The sequence below is a fragment of the Pseudoalteromonas sp. BSi20495 genome (assembly GCF_000241185.1).
GTDB lineage: Bacteria > Pseudomonadota > Gammaproteobacteria > Enterobacterales > Alteromonadaceae > Pseudoalteromonas > Pseudoalteromonas fuliginea.
This window is the reverse complement of record NZ_BADY01000049.1, coordinates 1-21873: the sequence shown is the minus strand read 5'-3', so window position 1 is coordinate 21873 and position 21873 is coordinate 1. Positions and strand designations below refer to the sequence as shown.

Annotated in this window: 18 protein-coding genes and 2 pseudogenes; 10 read left to right on the top strand and 10 right to left on the bottom strand. The window is 41.1% G+C overall.

The window, feature by feature from the left end; translation table 11 throughout:
• Positions 1–1168 precede the first annotated feature (1168 nt).
• From P20495_RS13195 to P20495_RS13235, 9 genes are all read right to left on the bottom strand, one after another.
• A complete protein-coding gene (locus P20495_RS13195) occupies positions 1169–2050 on the bottom strand; it encodes a LysR family transcriptional regulator (RefSeq protein ID WP_008135272.1) in 882 nt (293 codons plus the stop codon).
• 333 nt (positions 2051–2383) lie between these two features.
• The gene (locus P20495_RS13200; RefSeq protein ID WP_008135271.1) at positions 2384–3040 is read right to left on the bottom strand and encodes a 3-oxoacid CoA-transferase subunit B; all 657 of its coding nucleotides are present in this window, start codon (positions 3038–3040) and stop codon (positions 2384–2386) included.
• A 14-nt stretch (positions 3041–3054) separates the two neighbouring features.
• Positions 3055–3753 (bottom strand): CoA transferase subunit A, encoded by a 699-nt coding sequence (locus P20495_RS13205; RefSeq protein ID WP_008135270.1) that lies wholly within the window; start codon positions 3751–3753, stop codon positions 3055–3057.
• 261 nt (positions 3754–4014) lie between these two features.
• Positions 4015–4911 carry a hydroxymethylglutaryl-CoA lyase gene (locus tag P20495_RS13210; protein WP_008135269.1) on the bottom strand — a complete coding sequence of 299 codons (897 nt, stop codon included), beginning with the start codon at positions 4909–4911 and terminating at the stop codon, positions 4015–4017.
• Positions 4911–6914 carry an acetyl/propionyl/methylcrotonyl-CoA carboxylase subunit alpha gene (locus P20495_RS13215; RefSeq protein ID WP_008135268.1) on the bottom strand — a complete coding sequence of 668 codons (2004 nt, stop codon included), beginning with the start codon at positions 6912–6914 and terminating at the stop codon, positions 4911–4913. The genes P20495_RS13210 and P20495_RS13215 overlap by 1 nt, the downstream gene beginning before the upstream one ends.
• Positions 6915–6922: 8 nt before the next feature.
• Entirely contained in the window at positions 6923–7693 is a 771-nt protein-coding gene (locus P20495_RS13220) for an enoyl-CoA hydratase/isomerase family protein (protein ID WP_008135267.1), read from the bottom strand.
• A gap of 12 nt (positions 7694–7705) precedes the next feature.
• Entirely contained in the window at positions 7706–9313 is a 1608-nt protein-coding gene (locus tag P20495_RS13225) for a carboxyl transferase domain-containing protein (protein WP_008135266.1), read from the bottom strand.
• A gap of 10 nt (positions 9314–9323) precedes the next feature.
• On the bottom strand, positions 9324–10499 hold the full coding sequence (locus P20495_RS13230) for an isovaleryl-CoA dehydrogenase (protein WP_007376571.1): 1176 nt from the start codon (positions 10497–10499) through the stop codon (positions 9324–9326).
• Positions 10500–10551: 52 nt separating this feature from the next.
• The gene (locus tag P20495_RS13235) at positions 10552–10986 is read right to left on the bottom strand and encodes a MerR family DNA-binding transcriptional regulator (protein ID WP_008135264.1); all 435 of its coding nucleotides are present in this window, start codon (positions 10984–10986) and stop codon (positions 10552–10554) included.
• Between the two features lie 330 nt (positions 10987–11316).
• Here P20495_RS13235 and P20495_RS13240 point away from each other — a divergent pair, with 330 nt between their 5' ends.
• The 7 genes and pseudogenes from P20495_RS13240 (at position 11317) to P20495_RS20380 (ending at position 19082) form a co-directional block, all read left to right on the top strand.
• Positions 11317–12498, top strand: coding sequence for an acetyl-CoA C-acyltransferase (locus P20495_RS13240; RefSeq protein WP_008135263.1), 1182 nt, complete (start codon positions 11317–11319; stop codon positions 12496–12498).
• Positions 12499–12627: 129 nt separating this feature from the next.
• On the top strand, positions 12628–14118 hold the full coding sequence (locus P20495_RS13245; protein ID WP_007376568.1) for a CoA-acylating methylmalonate-semialdehyde dehydrogenase: 1491 nt from the start codon (positions 12628–12630) through the stop codon (positions 14116–14118).
• A gap of 162 nt (positions 14119–14280) precedes the next feature.
• Positions 14281–15438 carry an acyl-CoA dehydrogenase family protein gene (locus P20495_RS13250; RefSeq protein WP_008135259.1) on the top strand — a complete coding sequence of 386 codons (1158 nt, stop codon included), beginning with the start codon at positions 14281–14283 and terminating at the stop codon, positions 15436–15438.
• A 10-nt stretch (positions 15439–15448) separates the two neighbouring features.
• Positions 15449–16240: an enoyl-CoA hydratase gene (locus P20495_RS13255; protein WP_008135257.1), complete on the top strand. Its 792-nt coding sequence runs from the start codon at positions 15449–15451 to the stop codon at positions 16238–16240.
• Positions 16240–17391 carry an enoyl-CoA hydratase/isomerase family protein gene (locus tag P20495_RS13260; protein ID WP_008135255.1) on the top strand — a complete coding sequence of 384 codons (1152 nt, stop codon included), beginning with the start codon at positions 16240–16242 and terminating at the stop codon, positions 17389–17391. Before P20495_RS13255 ends, P20495_RS13260 begins: the two co-directional genes overlap by 1 nt.
• A gap of 10 nt (positions 17392–17401) precedes the next feature.
• Positions 17402–18301, top strand: a complete 900-nt coding sequence (gene mmsB / locus P20495_RS13265) for a 3-hydroxyisobutyrate dehydrogenase (protein WP_008135254.1) — start codon at positions 17402–17404, stop codon at positions 18299–18301.
• A gap of 9 nt (positions 18302–18310) precedes the next feature.
• A pseudogene (locus P20495_RS20380) lies at positions 18311–19082 on the top strand (SDR family oxidoreductase).
• 59 nt (positions 19083–19141) lie between these two features.
• On the opposite strand, the gene P20495_RS20375 reads toward P20495_RS20380, so the two are convergent.
• Positions 19142–19420 (bottom strand): phage integrase N-terminal SAM-like domain-containing protein, encoded by a 279-nt coding sequence (locus tag P20495_RS20375; RefSeq protein WP_083829649.1) that lies wholly within the window; start codon positions 19418–19420, stop codon positions 19142–19144.
• A 328-nt stretch (positions 19421–19748) separates the two neighbouring features.
• On the opposite strand from P20495_RS20375, the gene P20495_RS13270 reads away from it, so the two are divergent.
• The 3 genes and pseudogenes from P20495_RS13270 (at position 19749) to P20495_RS22785 (ending at position 21619) form a co-directional block, all read left to right on the top strand.
• Positions 19749–20711, top strand: coding sequence for a hypothetical protein (locus tag P20495_RS13270; RefSeq protein WP_008135246.1), 963 nt, complete (start codon positions 19749–19751; stop codon positions 20709–20711).
• 431 nt (positions 20712–21142) lie between these two features.
• Positions 21143–21274, top strand: a pseudogene (locus tag P20495_RS21955) (transposase); the annotation flags it as partial.
• A gap of 231 nt (positions 21275–21505) precedes the next feature.
• Positions 21506–21619, top strand: a complete 114-nt coding sequence (locus tag P20495_RS22785) for a transposase (protein ID WP_008135242.1) — start codon at positions 21506–21508, stop codon at positions 21617–21619.
• Positions 21620–21873 lie beyond the last annotated feature (254 nt).

Here is a 21873-nt window from a genome sequence, read left to right as displayed (position 1 = left end):
ATGACATCCATGTAGGCAACAAAGAGTTAATCGCCCCTAAAAAGAACCCAAAGGGCAGCGCATGTTTGGTATTTATGCTGCGTTATCGCCTATTTATGGGGAATAACCACACTACATAGGCTCTATCTTGCCTAAAAAACAAACATCCTGCTGCAAATTCAACCACGAAAGGTCAACACGGCCTAGTAAGCTTTAACTTACTAGGGTTTAATAGGGGCTGTTGAGCTTTTAAGATTAAATTCGTTCTATCTAGTGGGGGGGAAATCGTGGCGCAAGGTTTGGTACTTATACTTTGTGAACGGCTATGTATGGCTAATATCAACACATTATAAGTTTTGTTTTGCCTAAAAATAAAACATGCCGTTGAAAATTAAATCTTTTGAGATAACAGTTCCTAAAGTATTTAACTTATATTCTATATATATTATGTAGTTGCAAGTAAATAAAAATAGCTCAAGCTAAGTCACCACCTAACTTGAACTATTTTTCACACTGACAATATCTTCACACACAATATAAAGATTCTGCTTGCTACAATTTCGTAGTCTTGTATTACAAATCATGTGGTATGAGCCAAGAATAAAAACAGTTCAAGCTAAGTCACCACCTAACTTGAACTGCTTTTCACACTGACAACATCTTACACACACAATATAAGATTCTTTTAACTGCAACATTTGAGTCACTAAAACCCAAAAAGTTGCATTTATTACTCTTTATGAAACAGTTAAATTGAATTTTTTCGAGCTTATAATGTAACTTTAGTATTTAACCTTATTTTCGACAAACGATAAAAACGAAACCAATGGGTGAAAAAAATTAAACTATAGACTTTAGTCTAGTGTTCATGGCTAAGTTTATGTATTTAAATAAAAAACAATTAAAATTGCAGGGAGTTATACCAATCTGCTTATATATGGGGTCTATTTAACGTTAAGAAAATTACGCTAGAACTAGGCAAAAATTTTTGTATCTAGTTGTTCTCGGCAATTGCTCCCTGCATTGCTCTACCTCCTGCATCCATGCAGTCGTAAATAAAAAAATTTTAACGACGTTATAGTGCAATTTAATTCGTTAAATTGATCAAAGATTTATGCAGGTTGATATTAGACGAATTCAGTAATACAACACACAGTAGCTTGTATTACTGAATTCGTCTAATCGGGGGTTATTCTTGGATTTTTCTAAACGTATTTACAACCCACTTCGCAAATAAATCAAGTGGGTGATTAGGTGTGTTGGATTCGTGTTGTACTAAGTAGTATTTATCTTTAGTTGTTAAAGGCTGTTCAAATAATTTATACAGCCACTTCTCATCTAACCAACTTTGACTAATTGGCAGTGGAATAAGCGCAATGCCCATGCCTTGCTGCGCAGCACGTGCTACACCAAACATACTGTCTATTTGGATAATTTGCGAAGGAGAAAAGTCATCAATGCCTGCTTTTTCAGCCCATTGATGCCACGCCCAAGGACGCGCTTTATGTAGAATTAGCGGAACTTGGTTTAATGCTTTACGATGATCATTTTTCCACTGGTTGAGCAGTTTTTCATTACACGCAGGGATATATTCAAGATTAAATAATTCAGTTACTAAGCCTTCAGTAGGTTTACTAGAGGACAATACAATAGATAAATCGCTATGCCGTGTTATTTCTTTGCGTGTTTTAAGCGTATCCATTTGTAAATTAATATTAGGATGCTCTGTCGTCCACTCACTTAATTTAGGCATAAGTAGTTCGCTTGCAAAAAACTCAGGCAAGGTAATTGTTAAATTAGTGTTTTGTTGCATCTGACTAAACTCGTTAATGGTACCTTCTAACATGGTAATGATAGGAGATACGGCATCAAAAAAGTTTTTACCAGCTGTTGTTAAACTTATTGAACGTGTTTTACGCTGAAAAAGTTCAATACCAAGCTGTTCTTCAAGTTGTTTTATTTGATGGCTTACTGCCGAAGGTGTTAAGTACAGCTCATTAGCTGCATGCTTAAAACTTAGGCTTCTTGCTGCAAAGCAAAAAGATCGAAGGCCACGAATAGGAGTTTGCATGTTTTCCAGTATTAAGTTGTTTGTATAGCCTAGTATAGGCAAAAATCGAACCAGTTAGTAATATTAGTAATTTCAACAAGTTAAAATTACTCATAGAGCAAGTTCACAAAAGTGGTGCATGATAACAACAAAGTAGTGCAAATGCTCTAGCTAACTAATCATCTATTTATGCAACTATTATAGATAAAAATTTACTACAGATGTATGAATTAGCCTAAAAATAATGCAAAAGGACAAAAAAAATCCCTCTTGCGAGGGATTTTGGGTAACTCAGCGCCATTGGCACTGGGAATGAGGTCGGTACAGGGTAAAGCGTTATTTTTAAGCTAAAGCCTAAAAAACCATTTCTGGAACTTCACCGTCAACAAGTAATTTACCTGCTGTTTTACTAATGATTTCATCAACAGATACGCCCGGAGCACGTTCTAATAGATGAAATGCGCCGTCTTTAACTTCTAATACGGCTAAATCTGTTACTATTTTTTTTACGCAATTAACGCCAGTAAGCGGTAAAGAGCAGGCCTCTAATAGTTTAGAGTCACCATGCTTACTTGCATGGGTCATAGTAACAATAATATTTTTCGCGCCAGCGACTAAATCCATCGCGCCACCCATGCCTTTAATCAGCTTTTTAGGGATCATCCACGATGCGATGTTGCCGTTCTGGTCAACTTCAAATGCACCCAGAACGGTTAAGTCTACATGACCACCACGTATCATGGCAAAACTATCTGCACTATTAAATATGGCTGCACCTTTGGCTGCTGTCACGGTTTCTTTACCCGCGTTAATCATATCGGCGTCTAGATCTGCCTTAGTGGGGTACGGGCCCATGCCTAAAAGGCCATTTTCGGACTGTAACATAACTTCAATATCATCTGGTACATAGTTTGCGACGAGTGTCGGAATTCCTATGCCCAAATTTACGTAGTAACCATCTTGAAGTTCTTGTGCAACGCGCATTGCAACTTGTTCACGTGATAATGCCATAATTATGCTCCTGCTTAATCTCGTGTTGTTACACGTTCAATGCGTTTTTCAAAGCTGCCTTTAATAACGCGATTTACAAAAATACCCGGGGTATGAATTTGGCTTGGCTCAAGCTCACCCGGTTCTACAATTTCTTCTACTTCGGCAACGGTAATTTTGCCTGCTGTTGCAGCCATTGGATTAAAGTTCATGGCGGTGTGTCTAAACACTAAATTACCAAAGCGGTCGGCTTTCCACGCTTTAACAATAGCAAATTCACCCGTTATAGATTCTTCTAAAATATACGGGCGACCATTAAACTCTTTTACGTCTTTGCCCTCTGCAACTGGAGTACCGTAACCGGTGGCGGTGTAAAACGCAGGTATACCCGCGCCACCAGCTCGCATTTTTTCAGCAAGTGTGCCTTGAGGCGTAAGCTCTACATCAATTTCGCCACTTAATAACTGCTGCTCGAATAGGGCGTTTTCGCCAACGTACGAGGCAACTACTTTTTTAATTTGTTTGTCTTGTAATAAAATACCTAAACCAAAGTCATCAACACCACAGTTATTAGATACTACAGTTAAGTTTTTTGTTTGCATGTGCTTAATTTGTTTAATTAAGCCCTCAGGAATACCACATAAACCAAAACCACCGGCAATAATGGTATCGCCGTCTTTTAATCCTTCCATTGCAGCTTCGTAACTAGAAACTACCTTATCAAAACCGGCCATGAGTTTCTCCTCATTGTGTGCTATTTGTTGTTAATTATCTTTAATCATCATTTTATAAGATAGCCATTTAACCTGAACTCTGGTTAAGAGATTTACTAACATATGAATCAGGGTGATATTTAAGTTTATTTTCTCTAGCCAGAGATTTTCAGTGAAAACAAGGCGAATTTACGCGTCAATAGCTGGCCTATTGCAAGTAAATTCAACGCAGTTAGTGCTGAAAATAGCTGCTCGAGATAGATTTATTACCCAGAGCTCAGGTTATTTAGTGTGTAGTGCCACAGATACTTTGCTCACAGGTTGCTTACCAAGTGCTTTGGTTATTTCCCAGCCAGCGTCACTTAACCTTTGTAAATCAATTGAGTGTTCAATGCCAAGCCCTTGCAGTAAGTAAACTACATCTTCGGTGGCAACATTTCCTGACGCCCCCTTAGCATAAGGACAGCCACCAAGGCCTGCAACTGCCGCGTCAACCGTTGCTATACCTAGACTTAAAGCTGCGTAAATATTTGTTAGCGCTTGGCCGTATGTATCATGAAAATGCACGGCAAGTTTGGCTTTATCAATGTGCGTTAAAAGTAACTCGATTAATTGCGTTACTTTTTTTGCGGTGCCAACACCTATGGTATCGCCAAGGCTTACTTCGTAACAGCCTAAATCTAATAGCTTTTGCGATACACTTAATACTGCTTGCGGGTCGATCTCACCCTCATAGGGGCAACCTAGCACACAGCTTACATAACCACGTACACGAATATTATTAGCTTTAGCAAACGCCATTACTTCACTAAAGCGTTCAATACTTTCATCAATTGAGCAGTTTATATTTTTTTGACAAAACGACTCACTCGCAGCGGTAAATATAGCAAACTCTTTAATGCCGACAGCGTGCGCTGCATGTGCGCCTTTTAAGTTAGGGGTAAGGGCGCTTAAATTTACATCGGGTAAATCTAGCGCTGAAATTACATCCGCTGAGTCTGCCATTTGTGGCACCCACTTAGGGGAGACAAACGCGCCAGCTTCAATATCTTTCAAACCTGCAGCACTTAGGGCGTTAATAAGCGCTACTTTATCGGCAGTGCTTACTGTTTTTTCGTTTTGTAGACCGTCTCGCGCGCCAACTTCAACAATACGTACTTTACTTGGAAAGGCACTCATTATGCACCTTCCTCAGTTGTATCTTCTACTATCGCAAGCAGAGCGCCATGCGTTACTAATTCGCCTTCACCAAAACAGTAGCTTTTTAAAATGCCGTCGTGTGGTGCGTTAAGCGTGTATTCCATTTTCATGGCTTCGATAATAACAACCGCATCGCCTTTGGTGATTGTGCTACCAATGTCGATTAAATGCTTTACTACCGTGCCATTAAGCGGCGCGGCAAGTGGCAGTGCTTCACTTTCGTGCGAACTAATGTAATGTTTATCAACTAGCTCAAACTTAGTTTGCAGTGCTTTATTCATCACTGTCACACTATTGCCAACAGTATTATTACCTACCGTAGTTACGTGCGCGCTATGTTTTTCACCATTAATAAATACAGTGCAAAGACCACTATTTAATGTGCCTTGTAGGTTAAATACATCCTCATTATGCGTAATACTGTAGCCCTTGGCCGTTTTTATAGCGCTTAGCTGTAAATCGGCAAAAGGGACTTTAATTACTTGCGGTGCATTGAGTGTAAAACCACTCAGTTGTTGCCACGGGCTTGCACTGTTTTGTGTATTTTGGGTATTAGTTAACGATTCTAAATAGGCAAACGCACCAATAAGCTGACTTGCTTGTAATAACGATTTATCAACAGTAACTAACGAATCACCTTGCTCAGCAATAAAGTGTGTACTTGGCGCACCTTGTTTAAAGATAGGGTGGCTTGCTAAGTTGTGTAAAAAGCCAATGTTAGTGCTAAAACCCGCTAAATGAAATTGCTCAAGGGCGTGTTGTAAACGGCTCAAGGCTTGTTCGCGATTGTCGTCGTGCACAATAAGTTTTGCAATCATCGGATCGTAAAACGGGCTAATTTCGTCGCCTTGTGCAATGCCTGTATCAATGCGTACAAATTCACTGTTAAGGGGTGTGTGTAACGCTTCAATAGTGCCCGAACACGGGATAAAGTCGTTAGCTGGATCTTCTGCGTATATACGCGCTTCAAAGCTATGACCCTGCAATTGAATATCGCTTTGTGTCAGTGGCAATGTTTGCCCACCCGCAATATTAATTTGCCAATTGACTAAATCTACACCGGTTACCATTTCGGTCACTGGGTGTTCTACTTGAAGGCGCGTATTCATTTCCATAAAGAAAAATTCATCGCCACACAGTAAAAACTCAACCGTACCCGCGCCTCTATAATTTATAGCCAATGCACAACGTACAGCCGCTTCACCCATTTCTTTACGTAGTTCGTCAGATAAACCCGGAGCAGGGGCTTCTTCAATTACTTTTTGATGACGACGTTGCAAAGAACAATCACGATCGCCTAAATAAACACAGTTACCATGGTTATCCGCAAATACTTGCACTTCAACATGGCGAGGCTGGTTTACGTAGCGCTCAAGCAATACTAAATCGTTACCAAAACCGGCAATCGCTTCACGTTGTGCGCCCTCAAGTGCACTCATAAATTGTTTGGCATTTTGTACAACGCGCATGCCTTTACCACCGCCACCAAAGGCCGCTTTAATGAGTACAGGGTAGCCAATTTTTTCAGCTTCACTTTGTAAAAAAGCAGGGTCTTGTTTATCACCGTAGTAACCAGGTACTAAAGGCACGTTAGCAGCTGCCATTATTTCTTTAGCGCGGGTTTTAGACCCCATAGCTTCAATGCTACTTGCTGGTGGCCCTAAAAACGCAATGTTGTTAGCTTCGCAGGCTTTAGCAAATTCGCTGTTTTCAGATAAAAAACCGTAACCAGGATGAATACAATCAGCGCCGCAGTCTTTGGCAACTTGTAAAATTTTGTCTGCTACTAAATACGAATCTTTACTTGGTGCAGCACCAATATGGTAAGCCTCGTCAGCCATTTTTACGTGTTGAGCATGTTTGTCTGCATCAGAATAAACCGCGACCGTGGTTAAGCCCATTTGTTTTGCGCTGCGCATTACACGGCACGCAATTTCTCCACGATTGGCAATCAGTATTTTTTGTAATCGTTGTGTGTTCATAATCAATCCTACAGTTGCCAAGCGGGTGAGCGTTTATCAAAAAAAGCAGTTAGCCCTTCTTGACCTTCTTCAGATACGCGAATTTTTGCAATACGCTCTGCGGTAAGCTCAATGAGTTCATCGGTTATTGGTTTATTTGCTACATCGTTAATTAATGCTTTTGCGGCTTTTACTGCAACAGGTCCGTTATCAATTAGTGTTTGCAGCATATTATCGACCGCACAGTCTAAATTACCGGTTACTTGATGAATTAAACCAAGTTGTTTAGCAGTATGTGCATCAAACACTTCAGCCGTTAAAAAGTACCTACGAGCAGCACGCTCACCAATGGCTTTAATGACGTATGGACTAATAACCGCCGGAATAAGACCAAGCTTTACTTCGCTTAAACAAAATTGTGCATCGTCTTTACTAAGGGCTATGTCGCAACAGGCTATTAAGCCCAGAGCACCACCAAAAGCAGCACCTTGCACAGCGCAAATTGTAGGATGAAGGGATCTTGCTAATACCTGCATTAATTTAGCTAATTGCATTGAATCAGCTAGATTATCGGCGTAGTTGTTATCCGCCATCGATTTCATCCAAGCTAAATCGGCACCGGCTGAAAAGTGTTTACCTTCTGTTTTTAAAACCAAAGCACGAATATCAAGCGTATTTGCATGTTCAATACACTGGATCAGCTCGTGTATTACTTCACTGTTAAATGCGTTTCTTTTTTCTGGGCGGCTTAACACAAGTACAGCCACATTAGATTTTGTTATTTGTAGTGTTACTGACATTTTGCGCTCCGGTTACATTCTAAATACGCCAAATTTCGAATCACGTTTTGGTGCGTTATTCGCAGCTGTTAACGCAAGCCCTAATACATTACGCGTGTCGACAGGGTCTATAATACCGTCATCCCACAAGCGTGCGCTGGCGTAATACGGATGACCTTGCTCTTCGTACTGGTCAATAATTGGCTTTTTAAAGTCACTGATTTCTTGCTCGCTCATGCTTTGACCTTTGCGTGCTAAACCATCTTGTTTAACTTGCGCCATTACACCGGCTGCTTGTTCGCCGCCCATAACCGAAATACGGGCATTAGGCCACATCCACATCATGGTTGGTTCAAATGCACGACCACACATTCCGTAGTTACCTGCGCCGTAAGAGCCGCCAATAAGTACTGTAAATTTAGGCACATCAGCACACGAAACCGCCATCACCATTTTAGCGCCGTGCTTTGCAATGCCTTCGGCTTCGTATTTTTTACCCACCATAAAGCCGGTAATATTTTGTAAAAATACTAAAGGAATATTGCGCTGAGCACACAGCTGAATAAAGTGCGCGCCTTTTTGCGCCGACTCACTAAATAAAATACCGTTATTAGCCACTATGCCAACGGGGTTGCCATAAATGCTGGCAAAACCGGTGACGAGCGTTTCACCAAAATAGCGTTTAAATTCATCAAATGATGAGTCGTCTACAGTGCGCGCTATTACTTCGCGTACATCAAATGGCTTTTTAAGGTCGGTGCCTACAATGCCGTAAAGCTCGTTAATATCATAACGAGGTGGCTTTACATCCTCTAGAAGAGGGGCGGTCGGACGTGTGTAGTTAATGCGCTCAATACATTGGCGCGCAATAGACAGCGCATGAGCATCGTTTTCAGCAAAGTGATCGGCAACACCCGACACTTTACAGTGCACATCGGCACCGCCAAGCTCTTCGGCGGTTACTTCTTCGCCCGTTGCTGCTTTTACAAGCGGCGGACCGGCTAAAAATATAGTGCCTTGATCTTTTACAATAATGCTTTCGTCTGCCATTGCAGGTACGTACGCACCACCTGCGGTACATAATCCCATTACCACGGCAATTTGTGGGATACCTTTACCCGACATACGGGCTTGATTGTAAAAAATACGACCAAAATGCAACTTATCTGGAAATACATCATCTTGCTCAGGCAGGTTAGCACCGCCCGAATCTACAAGATAAATACACGGTAAGTGGCAGCGCTCTGCGATGTCTTGTGCGCGTAAATGCTTTTTAACGGTAAGCGGAAAATATGTACCGCCTTTAACCGTGGCATCGTTTGCAATAATCATGCATTCAACGCCTTTAACACGGCCAATACCGGCTACAACGCCTGCACAAGGTATTGCTTGTTCGTACACACCAAAGGCAGCAAATTGCGAAATTTCTAAAAACGGTGAGCCTTCATCAATTAATGTACTTATACGGTTGCGTACAAATAATTTACCACGGCCTTCGTGGCGCTCTTTTAATGCAGCGCCTCCGCCTTGGCTAATTGTTGCTACTTTACTGCGTAAATCATCCACCAGCGCTGACATATTTTTATGGTTTTGCACAAACGTTGGATCGTGAGGATTAACGCTCGATTTTAAAATCGTCATGGTTTAATCCTTAACGGCTTTCAGTGAAAAGTTCGCGGCCAATAAGCATGCGGCGTATTTCTGATGTACCTGCACCAATTTCGTATAATTTAGCGTCACGAAGAAGGCGGCCCGTTGCGTATTCGTTTATGTAGCCATTGCCACCTAAAATTTGAATCGCATCAAGTGCCATTTTAGTTGCAAGCTCAGCTGCGTATAAAATTGCACCAGCGGCATCTTTACGGGTCGTTTCACCACGGTCACACGCTTTAGCTACCGTATATACGTATGAGCGGGCAGCATTCATTTGTGTATACATGTCGGCTACTTTGCCCTGAATTAACTGAAATTGACCAATCGGGGTATCAAACTGTTTACGCTCATGAATATACGGCACCACTATGTCCATACACGCTTGCATTATGCCAAGCGGGCCAGCTGCAAGTACTACGCGTTCGTAATCAAGGCCACTCATAAGTACTTTAACGCCTTCGTTTAAGTTACCTAAAATATTCTCTTCTGGCACTTCGCAGTTTTCAAATACTAGCTCACAGGTGTTTGAGCCGCGCATGCCCAGTTTGTCGAGCTTTTGCGCTGTTGAAAAACCAGGAAAGTTGCTCTCAACAATAAACGCGGTAATACCTTTAGCGCCGGCGTTTAAATCTGTTTTAGCGTAAATAACTAATGTGTGTGCATCTGGGCCATTGGTGATCCACATTTTATTACCGTTTAAAATGTACTTATCGCCTTTTTTTTCGGCTTTGAGTTTCATCGATACAACGTCAGAGCCCGCATTAGGCTCGCTCATTGCAAGAGCACCAATGTGCTCGCCACTAATAAGCTTTGGTAAGTATTTTTCTTTTTGAGCTTGTGACCCGTTACGGTTAATTTGATTAACGCACAGGTTTGAATGTGCTCCATAGCTTAATCCTATAGAGGCACTAGCACGGCTTATTTCTTCCATAGCAATAACATGTTCTAAGTAACCTAAACCGGCGCCGCCAAGTTCTTCAGATACGGTCATACCTAGTACGCCCATCTCGCCCATTTGAGTCCAAAGTTGATTTGGAAAAGCGTTATCTAAGTCCGTTTTTTCAGCAAGCGGGGCAATCTCCTGACTTGCAAAACTGTTTACGTGGTCGCGGATCATATCGGCGGTTTCGCCAAGGCCAAAGTTCATTTCTTTATATAGTGAAATAGTGCTCATGATTCATTCCTGTGTGACGTGTGTGTTGTCAGTGTGTTGTTATTTAATAAACTTACTCGTCTATTTTATTAAGCGTGTCTCTGCAGCGGCGCTCGGCCGTCACCAACTCCATAAGAACAACTTTAATGTCGTCCATTTGTTGAGATAGGTCTGCTTTTTTTTCTGAAATAAGGTCAAGCATAGTAACCAACTGCTTAGCGCTTGATTTATCTGCGTCGTACAGTTCAAACAAACGGCCTGTTTCGGCCAATGTAAAGCCAAGGCGCTTACCACGTAATATTAGTTTTAAACGCACTTTATCGCGTTTTGAATAAATACGGGTTTGACCATTACGTTCTGGAGTAATTAACCCTTGGTCTTCGTAAAAGCGAATAGAGCGGGTTGTAATGTCAAATTCTTTAGCGAGTTCACTAATGCTAAATGTTTGTTCATTACTGGCCGGCATTTTGGCTGAGCTTGCAAAGTTTGTTTGATTATCTGGTTTCATAATTGTATTTACCTCATTCGAATAACTCCAATATAAGTGAAGTTTACGTAAAGGTAAAGCTTGGTGTGATTTGAAACTATTTATAAAGGGATGTTTAAGCGAGGTGTTGATTTATATTATTAATATTCAATGGGTTATTTTTATTTTGTCAGTGTAGTCTAACCGATGGAAAATAATCCTTACACTTATAAAACTAAAAATTAAGCTGTTTTTAGTTGACGTTGGCGTAAACGTTAGTATTGTGTAAGGGTATTAAACAATAAATGAATACTAAATTAATAGAGCAAATATACTAACAACTATTTGCATATAAATACAATGGAGTTAGTTATGACTTTAGAATCAGTGGTAATTGTAGCAGCAAAACGCACCCCAATGGGTGGTTTTATGGGAGCGTTAAGTGATGCGCAGTCTACCGAGCTTGGCGCTACCGCCATTGCCAGCGCACTTGCACAAACTGGTTTAGCTAATGATGCAATAGACGAAGTAATTATGGGCTGCGTATTACCAGCAGGCCTTGGACAAGCACCTGCACGACAAGCAATGTTAAAAGCAGGCCTTGCACTTAGCACTGGCGCTACAACAATTAACAAAGTATGTGGCTCTGGTTTAAAAGCGGCCATGCTTGCAAACGATTTAATTAAAGCCGGCTCTATTCAATCTGCTATTGCCGGTGGCATGGAAAGCATGACAAACGCACCGTACTTTATTCCAAAAGCGCGTGGCGGTATGCGCATGGGACATGGCGAAATAAAAGATCACATGATGAGCGATGGCCTTGAAGACGCTTACGACAACAAAGCTATGGGTTGTTTTGCACAAGACACCGCCGATGAATACGGCATTGGCCGCGAGCAAATGGATGCGTTTGCATTAGGCTCATTAAGTAAAGCTAAAGCCGCGATACAAAATGGTAGCTTTGATAACGAAGTTGCACCGCATACGATGCAAACACGCAAAGGCGATGTAACAGTATCGATTGATGAGCAACCAGGTAACGCTCGCCCAGAAAAAATTCCTACCTTACGTGCAGCCTTTAAAAAAGACGGCACTATTACAGCGGCTAATTCATCGTCAATTTCAGACGGTGGCGCAGCGCTTATATTAATGAGCGAATCAAAAGCAAAAGAGCAGGGCTTAACACCGCTTTGTAAAATTGTGGCGCACAGCACGCATTCTCAAAAACCAAGTGAATTTACAGTAGCGCCAGTAGGGGCTATGAACAGCGTGCTTGAAAAAGCAGGTTGGGCTGTAAACGATGTTGACCTTTGGGAAATTAACGAAGCATTTGCCATGGTAACCATGCTGGCTATTAACGAGTTAAAACTTGATGAAAGCAAAGTAAACGTTAACGGCGGTGCATGTGCATTGGGTCATCCAATTGGTGCAAGCGGCGCGCGTATTTTAGTAACGCTAATTCATGCCCTTAAAAACCGAGGCCTTAAAAAAGGCATTGCGTCTTTATGTATTGGTGGCGGTGAAGCGGTTGCTATGGCCGTAGAAGCTTACTAATTACAGTTACATCAATAGCTAGACGAATACTTACACGAATAACTATAAAAGCGCTGCACTAATAATACTAACAAAGCGGCGCTACCAATTTTAAAAGAGAACTCACAACTCACACACTAGGATTTAATCATGCACCAAGTACCACTACTTATTAATGGCGAATTTATTCAATCAGCGTCTAAAGAGCTTATCGATGTTATAAACCCAGCAACTCAAGAAGTACTTGCACAAGTGCCATGTACCACAGAATCAGAAATGGACGCGGCAATTGCCTCAGCTTCTGAGACGTTTAAAACATGGAAAGACGTACCAATTACTGAACGTGCTCGCATTATGATGAAGTACGCTGCGCTATTAAAAGAACATCACGATGAGCTTGCTACCATTATTTGTCACGAGTTGGGTAAAACATTTGAAGATGCAAAAGGCGATGTTTGGCGCGGTATTGAAGTAGTAGAACAAGCAGCGAACGCACCATCATTAATGATGGGTGAAACAATGGAAAACGTAGCGCGTAAAATCGATACGTATTCTTACATGCAGCCACTTGGCGTATGCGCGGGCGTAACCCCGTTTAACTTCCCTGCAATGATCCCTCTTTGGATGTTCCCGCTGGCTATTGTGTGTGGTAACACCTTTATTTTAAAACCGTCTGAGCAAGATCCACTTACACCAATGCGCTTAGCTGAGCTATTTATTGAAGCCGGCGCACCAAAAGGCGTATTACAAGTTGTTCACGGTACAAAACCACAAGTAGACCGCCTATTAGAAGATAAGGCAGTGCGTGCTATTTCGTTTGTTGGCTCGTGTGGTGTAGGTGCTTATATTTATTCTAAAGGCACACAAAATCTTAAACGTGTGCAAGCGTGTGTTGGTGCTAAAAACCACATGGTTATTATGCCTGATGCAAGTAAATCGCACGTTGTAAATAACTTAGTAGGCGCATCGGTCGGTGCTGCTGGCCAGCGTTGTATGGGTATTTCTGTTGCTGTATTTGTAGGTCAAGCAAGTCAGTGGGTAGATGAAATTAAAGCAGGCTTTGAAAATGTACGCCCAGGCGTGTGGGATGATGCAAACGCGGCATACGGTCCACAAACATCAAAAGCAGCAAAAGCACGTATTTTATCACTCATTGCCGGTGGTAAAGAGCAAGGCGCTACCTGTTTAATTGATGGTTCTGACTTTACGGTTGAAGGGTATGAGCAAGGTAACTGGGTTGGCCCAACGTTATTTACCGATGTAACCAAAGAGATGGATTTATACAAAGAAGAAATATTTGGTCCAGTACTGGCGTGTATGTTTGTAGACACGCTTGATGAGGCAATCGCACTTATTAACGACAGCCCTTACGGTAACGGCACCTCGTTGTTTACCTCAAGCGGCGCAGTGGCTCGTAAATTCCAACACGAAATTGAAGTAGGCCAAGTAGGTATTAATGTGCCAATTCCGGTGCCACTTCCGTTCTTTTCGTTCACTGGTTGGAAAGGCTCATTTTATGGCGATACTCACACGTACGGTAAACAAGGTATTCGTTTTTATACAGAAACTAAAACGATTACATCACGTTGGTTTGAAGACGACATTGCGTCGGGTCCAAACATGAGTATTAACTTAAAATAATCGTAATTAAAAAATGAGTAAATAAAAGAATAATTAATAAAAAAGATGGGCGCGAAGGCTACTTCACACACAACACACACATAAGCCTTCGCCGCTCGTCACAAACTATCCCTGTAACGGGAAACACTAACAACACAACTAACACAATTAAAGAGGTCTACCATGGACTTTAACTTATCAGAAGATCAACAAGCCTTTGCTCAAACAGCACGCCAATTTGCCGAGTCAGAACTTGCGCCCCATGCAGCAAAGTGGGATCGCGAACATATTTTTCCTAAAGACACGATTAAAGCAGCAGGCGAGCTTGGTTTTTGTGGTTTATACACGCCAGAGGAAGCGGGCGGCCTTGGTTTATCACGTTTAGATTCGAGCATTATTTTTGAGCAGCTTGCTATGGGCTGTACCGCAACAACGGCCATGTTAACCATTCATAATATGGCTACCTGGATGGTAGCAAGTTTTGGTACCGATGCAGTTAAAGACAAATACGTAGAGCAATTAGTAATGGGCGAGTTACTTGCCTCTTACTGTTTAACAGAGCCAGGGTCGGGTTCAGACGCCGCATCACTTAAAACAAAAGCCGTACTTGAAGGTGATGAGTACGTTATTAACGGCTCAAAAATATTTATATCGGGCGCGGGCGAAACCGAAGTATTAGTTGTAATGGCACGTACAGGCGGCGAAGGCGCTGCGGGTATTTCGGCATTTGTAGTGCCTGCCGACGCAAAAGGCGTTGAATACGGCAAAGCTGAGGAAAAAATGGGTTGGAACGCACAACCAACACGCCTAATTAGCTTTGAAGATGTACGCATTCCTGCGCATAACTTATTAGGCGCAGAGGGCGAAGGCTTTAAATTTGCGATGCAAGGCCTTGATGGCGGCCGAATTAACATTGCCACATGTTCAATTGGTACAGCGCAAGCGGCGCTTAATACCGCCCGTGAATATTTAAAAGAACGTACACAATTTGGTAAACCATTGGCTGCGTTTCAAGCATTGCAATTTAAAATTGCCGATATGAACACCGAGCTTGTAGCTGCGCGCCAAATGGTTAGGCTTGCTGCATTTAAACTTGATAATAACGACGTTGAAAAAACCACTTACTGCGCCATGGCTAAACGCTTTGCTACTGATGTTGGCTTTACCGTGTGTAACGACGCACTGCAAATTCATGGTGGTTACGGTTACATAAAAGAATACCCGCTTGAGCGCCATGTACGTGACGTACGCGTTCATCAAATTTTAGAAGGCACTAACGAAATTATGCGTGTAATTATTGCGCGCCGAATTTTAGCTGAGTCAGCAAACGACGTTTTATAAGGAGCAATGTATGTCAGAATCTAAATCTAATCCGAGTATTGAACTAACAACCGAAGGTCATGTTGCTATTTTAACGATGTCTAATCCGCCTGCAAATACCTGGACAAAAGACACCCTAGTTGATTTAAAAAATACCGTTAATGAGCTTAATAATAATAAAAATATTTATGCATTAGTACTGACTGGTGAAGGCGAGAAGTTTTTTAGCGCAGGTGCCGACCTAAACGTATTTGCTGGTGGCGATAAAGGCGTAGCCGCTGATATGTCGCGGGTATTTGGTGAAGCATTTGAAGCATTGACTAATTTTAGAGGCGTGTCGGTTGCGGCCATAAACGGCTATGCAATGGGCGGCGGGCTAGAAGTTGCGCTTGCGTGCGATATTCGCATAGCAGAAGAGCAAGCACAAATGGCGCTCCCTGAAGCTAAAGTTGGGTTATTACCCTGTGCGGGTGGCACACAAAATTTAGCATGGCTTGTAGGCGAAGGCTGGGCAAAACGGATGATTTTATGCGGCGAGCGCTTAAAAGCTGATAAAGCCTTGCAAATTGGCTTAGTAGAAGAAGTAGTACCACAAGGTGAAAGCTTTGCGGCAGCACTAAAACTTGCCAACCAAGTGGCCGATCAAAGCCCCACCTCAGTTGCAGCATGTAAAACATTGATTCAAAAAGGGCGCCATCAACCAATGGCAAGTGTATTACCTCTTGAGCGCGAGTTATTTGTTGATTTATTTGATACCGAAGATCAACAAGAGGGCGTAAATGCCTTTTTAGAAAAACGCCGCGCTAACTGGGTAAACGGCTAATGAGTGCTTTAACATTATTAAATAGCGCCGATGAGCCCGTGGTATTTGAAACCGCAACCGCAGAAAATGGCAGTTTAATTGGGCTTATTACACTCAACGCGCCAAAAGCCTTAAATGCACTTAATTTTGAGATGATCAAGTTACTTGAACCGCAATTGCGAGCTTGGCAAGACGATGATGCTATTGCAATGGTGTTGTTAAAAGGCGCAGGCGATAAAGCATTTTGTGCAGGCGGCGATGTTGTAAGCCTTCATCATGCAATGGCGCAAGGTAAACCAACAAGCTTAGTTGAAGAGTTTTTTACGCTTGAGTACAAGCTTGATTATCTTATTCATACCTTTGATAAACCTATCCTCGTTTGGGGTAACGGCATAGTAATGGGCGGCGGTTTAGGGCTAATGGCCGGTGCTAGCCATCGCGTCGTAACTGAAACATCACGCATTGCCATGCCAGAGCAAACCATAGGTTTATACCCAGATGTAGGCGGGAGTTACTTTTTACATAAAATGCCACAAAACGTCGGGTTATTTTTAGGGTTAACGTCGGCATCAATTAACTGCGACGACGCGCGTTTTGTATCGCTTGCCGATCACTTTATCGACAGCACTAAATATGATGTCATGCTTGCGCAAATTTTAGCAGCTAAATGGGGCAAAACCGCAAGCTTAAATCATGAGCGTTTAACTAAGTTATTAACCGATTTAGACAACCAATCTGCGCGTATGCCAAAAGGCAATGTAAAAGCTAATCTCAAAACGATTCAAAAGCTGGGTGAGTTTACAACTTTGCAGGAGCAGGTAGATTATATTTTAGGACTAACCACTGACGATAAATGGCTACAACGCGCCCAAAAGTCACTAAAACACGGATGCCCACTAAGCTGCGCACTCGTTAGTGAACAATTAAAAACAAGTAAAGGCAAAAGCTTATTAACGTGTTTTAAAATGGAACTGGGTATGTCGGTTCGTGCTGGCGAAGTCGGTGAGTTTCAAGAAGGTGTAAGGGCGTTATTAATAGATAAAGACGGCGCGCCTAATTGGCAGTACAAAACACTTAGTGATGTCCCACAAACAATAATCGACAGCTTTTTTGCTAATCGCTTTGGCGAAAACCACCCACTCAATGGCTTAGACACGCCAACACACAAATAAAGGAAAGACGATGACTAAACTCAATATTGGTTTTATCGGCTTAGGTAATATGGGCGGCCCTATGGCGGCTAACTTAATTAAAGCTGGGCATACTGTTAGCGTGTTCGATTTAAACCAGTCGGTCGTAAATGAACTTGCAAGCAAAGGTGCAAAAGCCGCAGTTGATGCAAAGCAGTGCGCAACAAATGCTGACATACTTATTAGTATGTTACCTGCAGGCAAACATGTTAAATCGCTTTACTTAGGTAATAACGACGACAGCGGTTTAATTAACGTGCTAAGCAAAAATACATTAGTAATTGATTGCTCAACAATAGATGCAGAATCAGCACGCACTGTAGGCAGTGCACTTGGCAAACAAGGCATAAGCTTTGTAGATGCACCGGTATCGGGCGGCGTTGCAGGCGCAACTGCAGGTACACTTACTTTTATTGTAGGCGGCGAAAAAGCCGCGTTCGATAAAGCACATACAGTGCTGAGTGATATGGGTAAAAACATATTTCATGCAGGCGATATTGGCGCAGGGCAAGTAGCAAAAATATGTAATAACATGCTACTCAGTATTTTAATGGCAGGCACCAGCGAAGCACTGCAAATGGGTATTAACAACGGCCTCGATCCTAAAGTACTTAGCGACATCATGACCGCAAGTTCTGGCCGAAACTGGACGCTCGAACTTTACAACCCTTGCCCAGGTGTAATGGATACAGCCCCTGCTAGTAACGATTACAAACCTGGCTTTATGGTCGATTTAATGGCTAAAGATTTAGGCCTTGCCATGGAAGCCGCGCAGCAAAGTAATTCATCAACCCCTATGGGTTCAATGGCTAAAAATTTATACACTATACTACAGCACCAAGGTGCGGGTAGTGATGACTTTAGTGCCATTTTTAAACTGTTTTCTAAGTAGGAGTAACGCGTGAAAATTAAAAATAACACGGTAGTAATAACCGGTGGCGCACAAGGTTTAGGCTTTGCAATGGCGCAAAAGTTTGCACTTATGGGTGCTAACATTGCTTTAATAGATATGGCACAAGACTTATTAAACACCGCATGCGAAGAACTCACACAGCTTGAAGGTGTAACTAGCAATATAAAAGGGTATGCCGCAAACGTAACAAATGAGAGCGAAGTAGAAAACGTATTTAATACCATCAACAGCGATTTTGGCCACATTGGTGTGCTTATAAACAACGCCGGTATTTTACGCGACGGCATGTTTATAAAAGCTAAAGACGGTAAAGTCATAAAAAAAAATGTCTCTTGAGCAATTTCAATCAGTGATTGATGTAAACCTGACCGGTGTGTTTTTAGCAGGGCGGGAAGCTGCAAGCCACATGATTGAATCAGGCAAAGGCGGCGTTATAGTTAATATGTCGAGCGTAGCGCGCGCAGGTAACATAGGCCAAACAAATTACGCGGCATCAAAAGCAGGCGTAGTGGCACTTACCACCACATGGGCTAAAGAACTTGGTCGATTTGGTATACGTGTAGGCGCTATTGCACCAGGTGTTATAAGCACCGCCATGACCGACGCCATGAAGCCCGAAGCGAAACAGCGTATGCTTGCAGTAACGCCAGTAGGGCGCTTAGGTGAAAGCGACGAAATTGCCCATACCGCACAATACATAATCGAAAACGACTTTTTTACCGGTCGCGTGGTTGAAATAGACGGCGGTATTCGTTTGTAACTTGTCAGCTCTCATTTAATTATTGGAAGCACAGCTCAAACGAGCTGTGCTTTTTTGTTTTAAGAAATGCCTAATAAGAGTGGCTTTTTAATCACTTCTTTAAATAAAAAGCTCAACGCATTTAAGGCTTGTGTTTGGGTCTTAGGAGCAACATTTTGTTGATTGACTAAGTAATTTAAAAAAAGTTCGACCTCATTATCTCCCATCGTTGTTGGGTGCCTCATAGAGTTAAATCGAATAAACGAAGCTATCCAGTATAAATACGCTTTAATAGTACTTTTAGCATAACGCTTTAGATACATTTGTTCGGCTATCATAGTTAAAAAAGGTGATTTCATGATATGAATCTCTAGTAAAAGTTAACTGTATATATAGACAGTGCTTGTTGTTTTGTCCAATATTACTGATCTCCACCATTTCGGTGTATTTGTGCATTGATTAAAAATAATTTCCAGTTAACTAATAATTTACATTTATTTATTTGATGGTTAAGTTAAATGCATTGTAATACATGGACATTTGTCGGTTTATAAAGCGACAAATGTCGTAGACAAAATTGTTAGCAGTACTTTTGAATTCTGGCAATATTTAACGCTTCGATAGTTGAATTCATGCAATAAATTCTTTAGCCTATAGGCACTTATTTTATAAAACAGTTTGGTTTTAATGGATATAAAGCACGCATGGGAGATATTCCTTAATTTTTTAAAGTCGATATGTGATAACTGGTTTGTTATTGTATTTTTCTTAGGCATTACCGTTTTATTGGCTGGGCACCTTTTACCCAACTTTAGTTTTAAAGCTGAGTCCTTACTTCTTGGGAATGTAATCGTTTTTTCAAGTGTTTTTGCTTCATTCACAAGGTGGATTTCTGTCCGAGGTATTGTTAAAAAAACATTAAGTGAAATTTTATCTTCTAAAGAGTTTCTATCAAAAGATAAAAATTTTGACAGTGTTTGGAATAACTTAGTCGAAGTTTCAATTGAAAAGCATAATCCCTCTTTAAAGGGCATACTGGAAAATTCATCTGTTCGTAAATATATACCACAGGAAGGTGAATTGTTTTACAGCGCATACTCCCAACATATGGATGCATCATGGGCTGATGAAGATAAACGATTAGTAAAAATAATCGAAACAACTAAAATAACAGTAACAACTAAAGATCGTTCATTAAATAGAATGCCTTATGTTTTTAACGCAGGAATGCCCATTGGAGCTGGATGGAAGTACCAAATCAACTCTCTTAAAGTTGGAACCACCTGTTGTATGGACAAGATAACAGGTGCTGATATTGAGACTGATGAATTAGCTAAAGAAGATAAACTTAACATCAAGTATAAATTGGATTTAGAGGGCAATACCCAATATCAAATTCATAGAGTAATGCTTAGAGAGATATGCCTTGATTATGAACCATACATTATATTAGTATCTGGGAAGCACACACTAAAACCAGAAATATCTTTTTCATCAAACGGTACAGGAATAAAAGCTGCCTTTAATTCAACAGGTACTCTAGAGGAGTTTGATACTATTGATGGGCGAAATAATTCATCAGAATTTACCGAAAGACATCCTGGACTTATGCTGAAGGGGCAAGGGTTTATAATTTGCTTAAGCAAGTAATGCTGTGCTAAACTCAATTTATCAGCTTTGTTTATTTTAATTCAAGGATTATTATTATGACTTATTCAACTAAAGAACTTAGTTAATTTTTTATAAAACTTTTACGTTCGTTTAATTAACAACGCTAAACAAATTCAAAACCGTGAGCACTTGTGTTCACGGTTTTTTCGTTTTATGCTCGTAAAAAATATAGTGAATTGTACTGCTAACACATATGAGCCTTAATTCTGTCAATAGGCAATAGTATTCTTTTTGACCGTTTCATACATTGACGGTCAATTCTAAACCAATAAACAAATTCGTTGAATTAACAAGACACCCACTATCGTTGAATTAACAAGATGAATTAACAAGACACCCACTATAAATTTTGCACTTTCCGAAGTTAAAGGCTAGCCTTTATGCAGTGTGAAAAGTAAGCAGAGTGTCTTATGGCTATCGCAAGAAAGCGTCAAGTAAGTTTAGTTGATACAAAGTACTACCACTGTATATCACGTTGCGTTCGACGTGCATTTTTATGTGGGGAAGACCGTTTTACTGGTCAATCTTACGAGCATCGACGAGTAAAATGATTAAGATGACACCCATCCTAATCATTAAGAAAAAAGCCAACAAAAACAGTATGAAGAGTGCATTATTATAAATAATGAATCACGCAAAAAGCTGAGCTATGTAGACAAATGAAAGTAAAAATAGACAGCCCAATCGGGCTACGATAGCTGTTTATTAAAGAATGGCAAACGACTCGGCTGTATTAAACCGGCTTTCCTTTAAATAAAAAGCGGAATATTACGATGAATAAAGGCATGAATAAATTGACCTTACGAGGTCAAATGAAAGTGAATACGCAATGGCAACTGTATTGCCTTGTTCATAATATAGAAAAGCTGCAAAACACGATGCATTAAGAAGGGTAAGCCCTTTTAACCTAAATTAAAGCTACTCAACCACCCGTAATCCCTTCTAAAACGCCAATTAAAACAACACCAAACTCTTTTTATATTCTGCGTAAAAATATAGTAATCGATTGAACCAAAATAGGAACTCAGCTATGGTTTGTTTATCAATAAAAACAAATTAAAAAACGAGTTAATCTACAGGCTCGTTAGGTACACATGAAATCTATTGATGTAGGCAAAAATATTTGTGATTGAATTAATCA

Coding starts and splice junctions, on each gene's coding strand:
- P20495_RS13195 (WP_008135272.1), bottom strand. CDS start 2,050: ATGCAAACTCCTATTCGTGGCCTTCGATCTTTTTGCTTTGCAGCAAGA.
- P20495_RS13200 (WP_008135271.1), bottom strand. CDS start 3,040: ATGGCATTATCACGTGAACAAGTTGCAATGCGCGTTGCACAAGAACTT.
- P20495_RS13205 (WP_008135270.1), bottom strand. CDS start 3,753: ATGGCCGGTTTTGATAAGGTAGTTTCTAGTTACGAAGCTGCAATGGAA.
- P20495_RS13210 (WP_008135269.1), bottom strand. CDS start 4,911: ATGAGTGCCTTTCCAAGTAAAGTACGTATTGTTGAAGTTGGCGCGCGA.
- P20495_RS13215 (WP_008135268.1), bottom strand. CDS start 6,914: ATGAACACACAACGATTACAAAAAATACTGATTGCCAATCGTGGAGAA.
- P20495_RS13220 (WP_008135267.1), bottom strand. CDS start 7,693: ATGTCAGTAACACTACAAATAACAAAATCTAATGTGGCTGTACTTGTG.
- P20495_RS13225 (WP_008135266.1), bottom strand. CDS start 9,313: ATGACGATTTTAAAATCGAGCGTTAATCCTCACGATCCAACGTTTGTG.
- P20495_RS13230 (WP_007376571.1), bottom strand. CDS start 10,499: ATGAGCACTATTTCACTATATAAAGAAATGAACTTTGGCCTTGGCGAA.
- P20495_RS13235 (WP_008135264.1), bottom strand. CDS start 10,986: ATGAAACCAGATAATCAAACAAACTTTGCAAGCTCAGCCAAAATGCCG.
- P20495_RS13240 (WP_008135263.1), top strand. CDS start 11,317: ATGACTTTAGAATCAGTGGTAATTGTAGCAGCAAAACGCACCCCAATG.
- P20495_RS13245 (WP_007376568.1), top strand. CDS start 12,628: ATGCACCAAGTACCACTACTTATTAATGGCGAATTTATTCAATCAGCG.
- P20495_RS13250 (WP_008135259.1), top strand. CDS start 14,281: ATGGACTTTAACTTATCAGAAGATCAACAAGCCTTTGCTCAAACAGCA.
- P20495_RS13255 (WP_008135257.1), top strand. CDS start 15,449: ATGTCAGAATCTAAATCTAATCCGAGTATTGAACTAACAACCGAAGGT.
- P20495_RS13260 (WP_008135255.1), top strand. CDS start 16,240: ATGAGTGCTTTAACATTATTAAATAGCGCCGATGAGCCCGTGGTATTT.
- mmsB (WP_008135254.1), top strand. CDS start 17,402: ATGACTAAACTCAATATTGGTTTTATCGGCTTAGGTAATATGGGCGGC.
- P20495_RS20375 (WP_083829649.1), bottom strand. CDS start 19,420: ATGAAATCACCTTTTTTAACTATGATAGCCGAACAAATGTATCTAAAG.
- P20495_RS13270 (WP_008135246.1), top strand. CDS start 19,749: ATGGATATAAAGCACGCATGGGAGATATTCCTTAATTTTTTAAAGTCG.
- P20495_RS22785 (WP_008135242.1), top strand. CDS start 21,506: ATGAATAAAGGCATGAATAAATTGACCTTACGAGGTCAAATGAAAGTG.